The sequence below is a fragment of the Streptomyces vinaceus genome, assembly GCF_008704935.1.
In the GTDB taxonomy this organism is placed as follows: Bacteria; Actinomycetota; Actinomycetes; order Streptomycetales; family Streptomycetaceae; genus Streptomyces; species Streptomyces vinaceus.
Genome location: NZ_CP023692.1, coordinates 6,825,864 through 6,838,931 on the forward strand (window position 1 = coordinate 6,825,864; position 13,068 = coordinate 6,838,931).

General features: G+C 72.6%; 12 protein-coding genes. 4 read left to right on the top strand and 8 right to left on the bottom strand.

The window, feature by feature from the left end; all coding sequences use genetic code 11:
- Nucleotides 1-44 precede the first annotated feature (44 nt).
- Both CP980_RS30765 and CP980_RS30770 read left to right on the top strand, forming a co-directional pair.
- On the top strand, nt 45-1,346 hold the full coding sequence (locus tag CP980_RS30765; protein WP_150529583.1) for an MFS transporter: 1,302 nt from the start codon (nt 45-47) through the stop codon (nt 1,344-1,346).
- 92 nt (nt 1,347-1,438) lie between these two features.
- Nucleotides 1,439-1,876: a hypothetical protein gene (locus CP980_RS30770; protein WP_132759950.1), complete on the top strand. Its 438-nt coding sequence runs from the start codon at nt 1,439-1,441 to the stop codon at nt 1,874-1,876.
- Here the strand turns inward: CP980_RS30770 and CP980_RS30775 are convergent.
- From CP980_RS30775 to CP980_RS30800, 6 genes are all read right to left on the bottom strand, one after another.
- On the bottom strand, nt 1,873-2,064 hold the full coding sequence (locus CP980_RS30775; RefSeq protein WP_132759951.1) for a hypothetical protein: 192 nt from the start codon (nt 2,062-2,064) through the stop codon (nt 1,873-1,875). The two genes, CP980_RS30770 and CP980_RS30775, sit on opposite strands and share 4 nt — an antisense overlap.
- Before the next feature lie 73 nt (nt 2,065-2,137).
- A complete protein-coding gene (locus CP980_RS30780) occupies nt 2,138-2,788 on the bottom strand; it encodes a hypothetical protein (protein WP_150529584.1) in 651 nt (216 codons plus the stop codon).
- A 62-nt stretch (nt 2,789-2,850) separates the two neighbouring features.
- Nucleotides 2,851-3,285 (bottom strand): DUF7144 family membrane protein, encoded by a 435-nt coding sequence (locus CP980_RS30785; protein ID WP_132759953.1) that lies wholly within the window; start codon nt 3,283-3,285, stop codon nt 2,851-2,853.
- Nucleotides 3,286-3,660: 375 nt separating this feature from the next.
- Complete coding sequence (locus tag CP980_RS35310; RefSeq protein ID WP_167535902.1) at nt 3,661-4,932, bottom strand: C15 family peptidase; 1,272 nt, start codon at nt 4,930-4,932, stop codon at nt 3,661-3,663.
- A 69-nt stretch (nt 4,933-5,001) separates the two neighbouring features.
- Nucleotides 5,002-5,889 (bottom strand): serine/threonine-protein kinase, encoded by an 888-nt coding sequence (locus CP980_RS30795; RefSeq protein WP_150529585.1) that lies wholly within the window; start codon nt 5,887-5,889, stop codon nt 5,002-5,004.
- A complete protein-coding gene (locus tag CP980_RS30800; protein WP_229907004.1) occupies nt 5,886-7,754 on the bottom strand; it encodes an ABC transporter ATP-binding protein in 1,869 nt (622 codons plus the stop codon). Before CP980_RS30800 ends, CP980_RS30795 begins: the two co-directional genes overlap by 4 nt.
- 439 nt (nt 7,755-8,193) lie before the next feature.
- Between CP980_RS30800 and CP980_RS30805 the strand changes: the two genes are divergently transcribed.
- Complete coding sequence (locus tag CP980_RS30805) at nt 8,194-8,430, top strand: chaplin (protein ID WP_165937404.1); 237 nt, start codon at nt 8,194-8,196, stop codon at nt 8,428-8,430.
- A gap of 120 nt (nt 8,431-8,550) precedes the next feature.
- Here CP980_RS30805 and CP980_RS30810 read toward each other — a convergent pair whose 3' ends face one another.
- Complete coding sequence (locus CP980_RS30810; RefSeq protein WP_150529587.1) at nt 8,551-9,789, bottom strand: MFS transporter; 1,239 nt, start codon at nt 9,787-9,789, stop codon at nt 8,551-8,553.
- On the bottom strand, nt 9,786-11,159 hold the full coding sequence (locus tag CP980_RS30815) for a GH1 family beta-glucosidase (protein WP_150529588.1): 1,374 nt from the start codon (nt 11,157-11,159) through the stop codon (nt 9,786-9,788). Before CP980_RS30815 ends, CP980_RS30810 begins: the two co-directional genes overlap by 4 nt.
- Before the next feature lie 172 nt (nt 11,160-11,331).
- On the opposite strand from CP980_RS30815, the gene polX reads away from it, so the two are divergent.
- Nucleotides 11,332-13,062, top strand: coding sequence for a DNA polymerase/3'-5' exonuclease PolX (gene polX / locus CP980_RS30820; RefSeq protein ID WP_150529589.1), 1,731 nt, complete (start codon nt 11,332-11,334; stop codon nt 13,060-13,062).
- Nucleotides 13,063-13,068: the final 6 nt, after the last annotated feature.

Genomic DNA, 13,068 nt, shown 5'->3' on the forward strand with positions numbered 1-13,068 from the left:
AATCCGTTGCCCGGGCACCGGCGGTTCCCTCACGATGATCCGTCGTGAGTACCACCCGTGCGTCCAGTTTCCTGCCCGACCTCTCCCCGTGGCGGTCCAGCCGCGACTTCCGGCTGCTCTTCTTCCAGGGCGCCGTCACGTTCTTCACCTCGTTCATGGCGATGATCGCCCTCCCGCTCCAGATCAAGCACCTCACGGACTCGCCGCTCGCGGTCGGTGCGATGGGCGCGGTGGAACTCGTCCCGCTCGTGGTCTTCGGCCTCTACGGCGGGGCCCTGGCCGACGCGATCGACCGGCGGCGGATGATCCTGCTGAGCGAGGCCGGGCTCGGGGTCCTGGCCCTGGTGCTGCTCGTGAACTCCCTGCTGCCGAACCCGCTGCTGTGGCCCCTGTACGTGGTCGCGGCCGGCGTCTCGGCGCTGGCCGGTCTGCAGCGCCCGGCGCTGGACTCGATGATGGCGCGGATCGTGCCCCACGAGCAGATGACCGCCGCCGCCGCGCTCAACGCGCTGCGCTACCAGATCGGCGCGATCGCCGGTCCGGCGATCGCGGGCGTGGTCGTCGCCTACGCCGGCTATCCGGCCGCCTACGGCATCACCCTCGCCGGCTTCCTGCTGTCCGTGCTGCTGTGTACGCGGCTGGCCCCGGCCCCGCCCTCGCCCGACGCGGAACGGCCCTCACTGCGCGGGATCGCCGAGGGGGCGCGCTACGCGTGGAGCCGGCCGGTGCTGCTCGGCACGTACGCGGTGGACCTGGCGGCCATGTTCTTCGCCTTCCCGAACACGATCTTCCCCTTCCTCGCGGACGAGCTCGACGCCGTGTGGGCGCTGGGTCTGATGTATTCGGCGGGCGCGGTGGGCTCCCTGGTCCTCGGGATGACCAGCGGATGGACCTCGCGCGTGCGGCGGCACGGCCTGTTCGTGGTGTTCGGGGCCGCGGTCTGGGGCATGGCGATCGCGGCGACCGGCTGGTTCACGAACATCTGGGTGGTGCTGGCCTGCCTGGCCGTCGCGGGCGCCGGCGACATGCTGAGCGGACTGGGCCGGGCGACGATCTGGAACCAGACCATTTCCGAGGAGCTGCGCGGGCGGCTCGCGGGCATCGAGGTGCTCTCGTACAGCGTGGGTCCGCAGCTGGGCCAGGTCCGCGCGGGCACGGTCGCGGGCTGGACGGGCACGCGGTCGGCGTTCTGGAGCGGCGGCCTGCTGTGCGTGGCGGCGGTCGCGGCCCTGTCCGTGACGCTGCCCAAGCTGGTGACGTACGACGCGGACACGGACGAGGACGCGCTCAAGCGCCGCGCGGAGAAGGAGAAGGCGGCCGAGCCGCTCCCCACGCCCGCCCCGTGACGAAACGGTCGCATTCCCGTCATTCCCCGCGCACACCCGCGACGGAGGGTGAGGGAGACCGGAACACACACGTGGCAGGTGAGGAGAACGAGATGAAGCGGGGTGCGCAGCGAGCAGCCATCACCGCGGCCGTGGCCCTGGCCGCCGGGGCACTGTCCGCCTGGATCGCCATCGCGGGCGACGGCGACGGGAGGAACGTGACCGAGGCGAGCCGCTTCGCCTCCGGGTACGTGCCGTACGCGGCCGTCGTGCTGCTGGTCTCGGCCACGGCGCCCAGCGCGGTGCACGCGGTCCTGCGCGCCGTGATCTCCCAGCTGCTCATGATCTGGGGCTACTACACCTGGGGCCCGATGATCACCTTCGAACGGACGCCCACCCAGGCCGGGCACTACGCACGGCAATGGGCGGAGGTGGCCGTGACGGCGGTCCCGGTGGCGGCGCTAGCCACGTACGGCCTGGTCCGAGGAGCCCGCAGGCTCGCCACCGGGCGCCCCGGGCTGATCCGCCCTGATCCGAAAGACACGGCCTAGTCCTGCGGTGCGGATCCGCTCCCCGGCTTCGGGGCCTTGCGGGGCGGTAGGCGGTCGCCGGGCGCGGGCCGGGGGGCCACGACGTACTCGTTCTCGACGAGGTGCTCGTACACCTCGAAGTCGACGGCCTGCCACCGGTCCATGTCGCCGTGGACGGCCCGGAACTGGGCCGGAGTCGGACTGGCCACCCTGCTCACCTCCACGTCCTCACCTCCGTACGGGCACCTCATACGACGCTAGAACACTTCGGCTGCGCATGCACTACCTGGTGACGGGCTCGCCCGCGAGGCCGGCCGGGCCCAGTGCGCGGTGCATGGCGGGCAGGTCCCACGCCTCGTCCCGGTCCTCGTCGCCGGTCCCCGCGACCAGGGCGTCGAGGGCCTCGGGCCTCAGCCGGTACGCCTCGGCGTCCGCCAGCAGCTCCTGCGCCGCCGGGCCGTGGTCGGCCAGCAGGCCGAGGACCTCGCCGCGGTCCACGAAACGGCCCATCCCGCAGTCCAGGCCGTCGTCCCCGAGTCCCTGCGGGTAGGGGGCTCGGGCCCAGACCCCGTTCTCGTACCAGTAGACGCAGCCCAGCTCCCAGCCTTGGAGCAGATCGCGCAGCTTCTCGTACGGGAGCCAGTCCGGGGCCTGCGCCAGCATGTCGATCGCGGGCTTGTGCCACTTGACGCCGCTCGACTCGTCCTCGCCGTACAGCACGAAGCGGCCCTGGCCCATCCGGGCCAGGGTCCACCACGTGCTGCCGCAGTCGTCGAGATGGAGCCCGCCGCGGTCGATCCAGTGGCCGGTGCGGTGGACCCCCCGCCCCTCAGCCGCGGTGGTCGCCTCCATGACGGCGACGAACGCCCAGCGGGCCCAGAGCAGTTCCGCCGCGGGCAGGTCTTCGGGCCGGCCCGGCCGGTGAATCGTCATGCTGTCCCTGCTCCTCGTGCCGGTGGCGTACGCGTACCGGCACGAGGGTATCCGGCCGGCCGTCAGTACCTCGCCTGGCGGGAGTTGTCGGTGCACAGGGCCCAGATGACGAACACGCCGACGAGGATGGCGACGATCGACCAGAGCGGCTGGTACGGCAGCCACATGAAGTGCACGATCACGTACAGGCAGGTCAGAGCGATGCCGGCGATCCGGCCTGCCTCCGAGCCCTTGAGGATCGCCGCGCCGGCGACGAGGACCAGGATGCCGACGATGAGATGGATCCAGCCCCAGGCCGTGAGGTCGAACTTGAAGGTGTAGTCGCCCAGGTGCGTGTACACCTCGTCGTTGGCGAGGGCGACGATGCCCTCGATGATGCCGAAGACGCCGCTGACGATCATCAGGACGCCCGCGAACGTCGTGCCGCCCGCGGCCCATGCGTTGCCGGTGCCGGTCGGTGTGCCGCTACCGGTCGTTCCACTCGGCGTGCTGCTCATCGCGCCGCCTCTCTCTCGGTTGCGGGACCCGGATCTTCGTGACGGTTGGGTCCCGCCCTCCATCGTGCGGACCGAGGGCGCGGGGCGCACGTCGAGGCGTGTTCGTGCTGGTCGCAGAGCGTGAGCGGGCGGGCGAGCGGGACGGTCGCTTCGCCCGCTACTACACCGGCGCGGACCTCGACCCGGACGAGCCGTACGGGTACGCGTACGGCGGGAGGAGTTCCACCGGCCGCTGGACGAGGTGCGGGCCGAGGCGCCGCGCATCCTGCCCGGCGGGCAGGACCCCTGGGTGGTACTGGCCCGGCCGGGCGACCTCGCTCGGCTCGCTCGGCCTGAGGGACCGGAGTGACGAACTCGGCTCCCTGCGGGCGGTGTTCAGGGACGGGCGGCGGTGTGTTCCAGGACGGCGCGGACCTCGGCGGTGATCGCGGTCTCGTTGCGCTCGAACTCGGGGCCCGTCAGCAGGCCGGGATCCGCCGGGAGGCCGGTGAGTACGGGGGTGTGCAGATGGCCGCCGGGCAGCCGCGGGGCGAGTTCGCCGCGCAGACGGTTCGAGCGGTAGGCCACCTCGTTGGAGAGGTAGCCGCCCCCGCCGCCCTCCACCGCCCGGGAGCCCGGGGTCGGGCCGTCCTCGCGGTCCTCCGGCACGGTGGCGCCCGCCGGGATCTCGGTGACGGCCGTGTTGAGCAGCACCGGGTACGGGCTCTGGACGGAGCCCGTCGCCGCGTCGGTCGGCAGCGTGGTCCGGATGAACTCGGGCCCGGGGCCCATGCCGGGGGCGGTCACCGGATGCTCGCGGGAACCTCCGGAGAGGGAGCCGGTGTTGTCGGGATACGGATCCGCCGACCGGGCCCGGCCCGCCCAGGCCTCCAGGGTGAAGATGCCCGGGTAGCCCTGGCTGATGGTGGTGATGACGTCCGCCGCGCCGGCGCCGCCGGCCAGGCGCGGGGCGAAGGCGCGCTCCACGATGCCGGCGTCGAAGTCGGCGTAGCGCACGGGCAGGACGACGGCCCGGACCTCGGCGCGGCTGCCGTCGGCCAGGGTGATGCGGCGCCCGTTGAGCTGGAGGGCGGCGGAACCGGAGGGGTTGGCGCGGCGCAGTTCGGCGTCGAGCCCGAACGGGTCGAAGCCGCTGATGAAGACGCGCCGTACGCCCGCAGGAGTCCGGAAGTCGTTGTCGGCGAGGCCGCGGGAGGCGTCTTCGAAGCGGGCGCGCAGCGCGGGGCGGTCGACGGGGAATCCGGGCTCCCAGCGGGCGAGCGCGGTGGTCATGGCGAGCCGGGTCCAGTACAGCGGGCGGTCGTCCCCGGCCGGGAGGTCGCCGCCGGGGCGCTGCCCCTGGGCGCGTCGTACGGCGGACTGCCAGAGCGCCTCGCCCCAGCTGTCGAGCAGCGGCCCGGCCTCGGCGGGGGTGCGGACCGAGCACAGCGCGGCGGGGAAGCGCCGTACGAAATCGCCGAAGCCGGCGCGTTCGACGAGGGCGGTGGTCCGGGCGTCCGCGAGCCGCGCCTGCTCGGTGTCGAGGGGCGCGGAGGGGGTCGTACGGCAGGAGGAGGCGTCGGCCGCGTGCGCGGGCGCGGTGACGGTCAGGGGGAGGACGGTGGCAAGTAGGGCTGCGAGGGAGGCGGTACGCCGTAAGAGCTTCATGCGATGTGACATTACATAGACGGCGCAGCCCCCCACCAGGCACCTTCGGCGGACTCTGGCCGGTTCCCGTCACCCCGCGTCGGAAGGGTCGCGCCGGCGCCGGGGCAAGGTGGAGTCCAAGGCCGCGGAGAGCTCGGGAACCGACGGCCTGTCCGCCGGATCGGGGCGCAGACAGCCGTCGACGGCGGCCGCCAGGGCCGCGGGCAGGCGCCGGCGCGCGCAGACGGGCGGAGCGGTCTCTTCGAGCTGCGGATACCAGTACGGGGCGGCTCCGTCCGTGGTCCCGTCCACGGTGTCCCCGGGGTCGAACGGGAGCTCTCCGGTGGCGAGTTCGTACAAGATGACGCCGATGCCCCAGACGTCGGCCGCAGCCGACAGGAGGCCGCCGCGCGCCTGCTCGGGGGCCATGTACCCGAACGTGCCGACACCTGCCGGGGCGGCGCCGGGTGGGCGCGCGACGCTGAGGTCGAGCACCTTCGCGTGACCGCACTCCACCACGACGTTGGCCGGCTTCAGGTCCAGGTGCAGCAGTCCCCGGCCGTGCAGGTAGTGCAGCGCGGAGCACAACTGCCCGCCCAGGACGGCCACGTCCGCGGCCGACGCCCGCCGGGGCAGCCGTTCGATGAGGTGGGACAGTGTCTCGCCCGTCAGCGTTTCGAGTACGACGAGCGGCTCGGGGGACTCGAAGGTCTCGTAGGCGCGGACCAGGTGCGGATGCGTGAAGCGCTGGAGCCACCGGCCCTCCCGGACCAGCCGCCCGGCCGAGCGCGCCCTTTCGCGGTGGTCGGGGCGCAGCACCTTCACCACGCACCGGCAGTCCCGCTCCTCGCTCCACGCGTCGTACAGGTCGAGCCACCCGGTGCGGTCCAGGTGGGCCAGGACCTCGTACCCCGGCGCGAGGACCGCCCCGGGCGGGAGGGGCGGAGCCAGGGGGCGGGCGGCGCTCGCGAGGCTCATGACAGGACCTTCAACGGGGAGGCGGGACCGGATCCGGGTCCCGTTCCGGACTCGGGTCCGGGTCGGGGTCCGGGATCCCGTCCGGGCGGGCCGCCGTTGACCCGGTGCAGGCGGGCGTAGGCGCCGCCCCGTACGAGCAGTTCCTCGTGGGTGCCGCACTCGACGACCCGGCCCCGGTCCAGCACCACCGTGGACGTGGCGTCGCGGACGGTCAGCAGGTTGTGGGAGATCACGACCGTGGTCCGCCCGGCCATCAGCCGGCGCAGCGGTTCCATGATCCGGCGGGCCGACTCGGCGTCCAGGCCGGTGGTCGGTTCGTCCAGGAGCAGGACGGGTGCGTCCCGGACCATCGCGCGGGCGATCGCCAGGCGCTGGGCCTGCCCGCCGGACAGCGTCCGGCCCCGCTGGCCCACGACGGTGTCGTAGCCCTCGGGCAGGGACCGGATGAACCCGTCGGCATCGGCCGCGCGCGCCGCGGCGACGATGTCGGACTCGGTCGCGCCGGGCCGCCCGTACGCGATGTTCTCCCGTACGGTGCCGTGGAAGACGAGCGTCTCCTGGAGCACCACCGCGACGTTCTCGCGCAGTTCGGACAGCCGCAGCTCCCGCAGATCGGTGCCGTCGAGGAGGACGGCCCCCTCGTCCGGGTCGTAGAAGCGCAGTTGGAGTTTGCCGACCGTGGACTTGCCGGCGCCGCTCGTCCCGACCAGCGCCAGCGTCGTACCGGGCCGTACGCGGAAGGACACCTCGCGCAGGGCCCATCGCTCCGTGCCCGGATAGCGGAACGAGACGCCGCGGAACTCGACATCGCCCCGGGCGCGCCCGATCCTCCGGGCACGGGCGGCCTCGACCTCGGCGACCTGCGGGTGCTGGTCGAGCAGTTCGATGATGCGCTCGGCCGACGCGGACGCCGCGTAGAAGGTGTTCGTGAGTTGGGACAGATCGCGGATGGGACTGTAGAGCCGGCCCAGCAGGGCGACGAAGACCAGCAGCCCGCCCAGGGTGAGCTGGCCCTGGGCCAGCTTCCAGGTGCCCAGGCCCATCACGGCCAGTGCGCCGGTCAGTTCGATGACCTCGACGAGGGGGCCGTACACGGAGCGGATCCGCGCCGAGACCATCGCGGCGCGGAAGCGGCCCACGCTCTCGCGGGCGAACCGGCTCTCCTCCGTGTCCTGCCGGTTGTACGCCTGCACCAGCGCGATGTTGCCGAGCGACTCCTCGGCTATCGCGCTGATCGACCCGCTGCGACGGCGCCGCTCGCGCGAGGCGTCCTTGATGAGCCGGGAGAAGCGCCGGGCCGCGCCAAAGAAGAGCGGCACGATCACGAGCGCGAGGAGGGTGAGGTCCCAGCTCAGGTAGAAGAGCAGGCCGAGGAAGACGCCCAACTGGACGACGTAGTAGAGGGCGTTGGCCACGCCGGAGAGGAGGAACGTCTCGATCGCGTCGACGTCGCCGGTGATGCGGGACAGTACGTCACCCAGCCGCCGCCGTTCGAAGAACCCGAGGGAGAGCCCCTGGACGTGCCGGTAGACGTCCGAGCGCAGGGCCAGCAGAAAACGTTCGCCGACCCACGTGGAGAGCACGTCGTCGGCGAATTCGAGGATGCCGGAGGCGAGGACGAGGCCCAGGTAGGCCAACGCGATCCACAGGAACGGGCGAAGATCGCGCGGAACGAGGACCTCGTCCACCACGACCTTGAAGAGCCAGATCTCGGCCGCGTCGAGCAACGGGCCGATCATGCTGAAGAGCAGGATCGGGACGAGCCAGCGCCGGCCGCCCCGGGTATAGGGCCAGAAGCGGCGGAACGCCTCGCGCGGAGTGACGGGCGGCGCGGCGGCGACGACCGCGTCGGGGTCTTCTGCCACCGACAGCAGCCGCCGCAGTGCATGCCGCGCGACCCGTCGCATCGTGCTTACCAGTTGTTCCCGTGGGTGCCGTGGTGGCCCTGGTTGCCGTGGTCGTTGTCGCAGTCGCGGCGACGGTGACGGCGCCTGCCGTTGTCTTCGTTACGGCCCGAGGTCATGTCCCTCTTTCCACGACGGCGGTGCTTTGCGGGAATGAGGTGAGTGAAGATCGCCATGAGTTCTCCTCCATGAGTCGTGTCTCCTGGAGACGCTTCCACAGAGGCATACGCACCAGAGGGCCGGGGGGATTGCCCTTTCCGGAAAAATTCACCTTCCGGAACGGCGGACGGGGCCGACGACCGGTGAAGCGGACGGGGCCCACGACCGGGTGAATCGGCCGGGTTCGGGCCGGGCTGGTATGGGATGGCCCCCGCACACCCTCATGCGATGGGAGACCCACATGAAGATCCGTACTCTGGCCGTCGGGGCCGCTCTGGTGATCGGCGCGACGCTGGGCGGTATCGGCAGCGCGTCCGCCGACGCCGCGGCCGAGGGCTACGCCATCGGTTCGCCGGGCGTCCTCTCGGGCAACGTCGTCCAGATCCCGGTCCACATCCCGATCAACATCTGCGGCAACAGCATCAACATCCTCGGGGCGCTGAACCCGGCCGCCGGCAACACCTGCATCAACACCTGATCCACCGCACCGCGCGGTGCCACCGGTCCCTGCCGGTGGCACCGCGCGGTGCGCCGGCGCCACGTGCCTCGGCTGCGGAACCCCGTGGCTGCGGGACCCCGTGGCTACGCGACCCAGCGTCTACGCGACCCCGCGGATACGGCGGACCAGCACCGACCCCGCCAGCGCCAGGGCGCCCGCGAGCGCGTACAGCGCCGTGTACCCGCCGAGGTGCGTGACCACCGGCGCGGCGATCACCGGAGCCAGTACCTGGGGCAGCGCGTTGGCGATGTTGATGACGCCGAGGTCGCGGCCGCGGTCCTGCGCCGTCGGCAGCACGTCCGTCAGCAGGGCGAAGTCCACCGACGTGTAGACGCCGAAGCCCACCCCGAGGACCAGTGAGGCGACGACCGCCCCGGTCCAGGTCTGCCAGACGGCGAGCAGCAGGGTGGCCGCCGCGATGACCAGCCCCGCCCCGATGACGTAGACCTTCCGGCGGCCCGTACGGTCCGAGCGGACGCCGCTGACCACCACCGTGGCGAGCAGGGTGAGCGCGTTGAGCGCCGTCAGGACCAGGACGCCGGTGTCCGCGTCGCCCTCGTAGCGCACCGCGTCGGTCAGGTAGTACAGCAGGTACATCGTGCTGACGGAGTACGACAGGTTCATCAGGAAACGCGTCAACCAGGCCCAGCCGAAGTCGGGATGGCGGCGGGGATCGATCCAGAAGCCGGTGAGGAAGGACCGCCACCGGAACGCGGGCCGTTCGGCGGGCCACAGCCGCGCGTCGCGCCGCATCACCACGTACGGGACGGCCGCGAGCACCGAGAAGGCGGCGCACGCGAGGTACCCGGCGCCGATGCCGCCCGCGGCCGTGGCCAGCGCCGTGCCGGCCAGGATCCCGCCTACCTGGGAGACCCCCAGCCAGCCGCCGACCAGCCCCCGCTGCCGCGGCGGGACCTGGTCGGGGACGGCGGCGGTCAGGGCGGCGAAGGCCGCGTTGAGGGCCAGTTGGACCAGGCACCAGCCCGCGATCACCACGGTCACGCTCGAAGCCCGGGCAAGGACGAGCAGTCCGGCCGCCCCGCCCAGGACCCCCGCCACCACCCAGGGGATCCGCCGCCCGACCGGGGCCGTCGTACGGTCCGACAGGGCTCCGAACACCGGATTGGCGACCATCGAGACGGCCGCGCCCACCCCCGTCACCAACGCGAGCGTCGCCGCCTTGTGGTCCGGGGTGAGCTGCTCCGCCTGGCGGGCCAGAAGGAGCTGGAGCGGGCCGAACCAGCCCACCCAGACCCCCAGGTTGGCGAGGGACAGCGCGCCCACCCACCGGCCGCCGACCGGGCCGGCGGACTTCGCGGCCGTCCCCCCGACGGTCATCTGCCGCCCTTGATCACGTCGCGGTACCAGGCGTACGACTCCTTCGGCGTCCGCTCCAGCGTCTCGTAGTCGACGTGGACCAGCCCGAACCGCTGCCGGTACCCCTCGGCCCACTCGAAGTTGTCGAGGATCGACCAGATGAAGTAGCCGCGGACGTCGACCCCCTGCGCCATCGCCCGGTGCAGGGCGCCGAGATGGCCCGCGTGGTACGCGATGCGGCGCGTGTCGGCGATCCGTCCCGTCACGGGATCGGGCCCGTCCCCGTACGAGCAGCCGTTCTCGGTGATGTACAGCGGCGGCAGCCGGTCACCGTAGCGCTCGCGCAGGGAGACGAGCAGTTCGCGCAGGCCCTCCGGGACCACCGGCCAGCCGAAGTCGGTGTGTTCGTACCCCTCCATCGGCCGGAGGGCGAAGGGGAGGTCGGCCGGTATCTCGATGCCGCCGAACTCGCTCGCGGAGGCGGCCGGTTGCGGGGCGCCGACGAGCATCGGGTTGTAGTAGTTGATCCCGTACCAGTCCAGGGGGGCGGAGATGGCCTTCAGGTCCTCGGCCACCGGGCCGGGCAGCATCGAGGCGAGGCCCTCGTCGGGATAGGCGCCCGTCAGGACCGGGTCGGCGAAGAGCCGGTTGGTGAGCAGGTCGTACAGTTCGGCCGCGCCGCGGTCCTCCGCGCTCCCGCTCGCCGGGCGGACCGGGCTGTGCGAGGCGGCGATGCCGATCTGCCGGGCGCCCGCGGCGCGCAGCGCCTGTACGCCCAGGCCGTGGGCCAGCAGCTGGTGGTGGGCGGCGGGCAGGGCGTCGAAGACGAGGCTCCTGCCGGGGGCGTGCTCGCCGATGCCGTACCCCAGGAGGGTGACCTCGGCGGGTTCGTTGATGGTGATCCACATCGGGACGCGGTCGGCGAGCCGCTCGGCGACCACCGAGGCGTACGCCGCGAACCGCTCGGCGGTGTCGCGGCTGAGCCAGCCGCCCTTCTCCTCCAGGGCGAGCGGGGTGTCCCAGTGGAACAGGGTGGGCACCGGCGCGATGCCGGCCGTGCACAGCGCGTCGACCAGGCGGTCGTAGAAGTCCAGCCCCGCGCGGTTGACCCGCCCGTGGCCGTCCGGCAGGACCCGGGACCAGGAGACCGAGAACCGGTAGGCGCCGACGCCGAGTCCGGCCATCAGGGCCACGTCCTCGCGGTAGCGGCGGTAGTGGTCGGTGGCCACCTCCGCGTGCGAGCCGTCCTTGACGCGCCCGGGCTCCTTGGTGAACGCGTCCCACGAGGAGGGACCCCGCCCGTCGGCGGTGGTCGAGCCTTCGATCTGGAACGCCGAGGCGGAGACGCCCCAGAGGAAATCGGCGGGGAACGCGGGTACGGACGCGGTCATACGGGCTCACTTCGATCGAGGCGGGCGAGGGCGCTGACGGCACACTGTTGGCCCGCGGCGCCCGCCCTGTCAATGGAAAGTGAACAATCCTCAACTTCTTCTCCGGGGCGGTGGCCGGGCGCGCCGCCCGCACCGGCGGGCCGGGCCCCGGAACACGAGGCACCCTGGATGCATGGCCAGGGCCAACGAGAAGGTCGAGGCGCTGCTCCAGGAGTACGCCGACCTGATCGCGATCAGCGGCGGCGACTCCTTCAAGGCGCGCGCGTACGAGAAGGCGGCCCGCGCCATCGGCGGCCACCCCGCCGATGTCGCCGGGCTCGACGTCAAGGGCCTGCGGGAGATCCCGAACGTGGGCAAGTCGATCGCCGAGAAGATCGTCGAGTACCTCGGCACCGGGCACGTCCCGGACATCGAGGCGCGCCGGGCCGCCGTCCCGGCCGGCGTGCGGGCCCTGACCGCGATCCCCGGCCTCGGCCCCCGCAAGGCCCTCGTCCTGTACGAGGAGCTGGGCGTCTCCTCCGTCGAGCAGCTGGAGCAGGCCATCCACGAGGAGCGGCTGCGCGACCTGAAGGGCTTCGGCGAGCAGACCGAGCAGAACATCCTCCACGGCATCTCCGTACTGAAAAAAGCCGACGGGCGGATCCTGCTCGGCGCCGCGATGGACATCGCCGAGCAGATCGTCGCCGAGATGGAGCGCGTCCCGGGGTGCGTACGGTGCACGTACGCGGGCTCGCTGCGCCGGATGCGCGAGAGCATCGGCGACGTCGACGTCCTGGTCGCGGCCGACAGGTCCGCACCCTTCATGACGGCGCTGGCCGAGCTCCCGCTCGTGGCCGACGTCATCGCGCACGGCGCGAAGAAGACCTCCGTCCGCACCGGCACCGGCCTCCAGGTGGACCTGCGCGTCCTGCCGCCCGCCTCCTGGGGGGCGGGGCTCCAGTACTTCACCGGATCCAAGGCGCACAACATCCGCACCCGCGCCCTCGCCGTGCGCCAAGGGCTCAAGCTCTCCGAGTACGGGGTCTTCGACGCGGAGAGCGGCAAGAGCCTCGCCTCGGAGACGGAGGAGGAGGTCTACGCCCGGCTCGGCCTGCCCTGGATCCCGCCGACCCTGCGCGAGGACCGCGGGGAGGTCGCGGCCGGGCTGAAGGGCGAACTCCCCGTGCTCGTGGCGGAGGGCGACATCCGCGGCGACCTGCACACCCACACCGACCTCACCGACGGGCTCGCGTCGCTGGAGGACATGGTCGCGGCGGCCGCCGCGCGCGGGTACGCGTACTACGCGGTCACCGACCACGCACCGGACCTCGCCATGCAGCGCATGACCGAGGAGAAGATCCTGGCGCAGCGCGAGCAGCTGCGGGCGCTGGACCGCACGGTGCGCGGGATGCGGCTGCTGCACGGCACGGAACTCAACATCGGCCCGGACGGCGGCCTGGACTGGCCGGACGGCTTCCTCGCCGGCTTCGACGTGTGCGTGGCCTCCGTCCACTCCCACTTCGGCCAGAGCCGGGCCGCGATGACCCGGCGCTTCATCCGGGCCTGCGAGAACCCGCACGTGGCCGTCATCGGCCACCCCACCACCCGGCGGATCGGCCGGCGCCCCGGCGTGGACGCGGACTTCGACGCCGTCTTCGAGGCCTGCGCGCGGACGGGGACCGCCCTGGAGATCAACGCGCATCCGGAGCGGCTCGACCTGGGCGACGAGGACATCCTGCGGGCGAAACGGTACGGGGTGAAGTTCGCGGTGAACTCGGACGCGCACGCCACCACGCATCTGCCGTACCTGCGCTACGGGGTGGGGACGGCGCAACGCGGCTGGCTCACGAAGGACGACGTCATCAACGCCTGGCCGTGGACCCGCCTGCACCGCTTCCTGCGGGACAAGCGGGCCCGGGCCTGAGCCGGG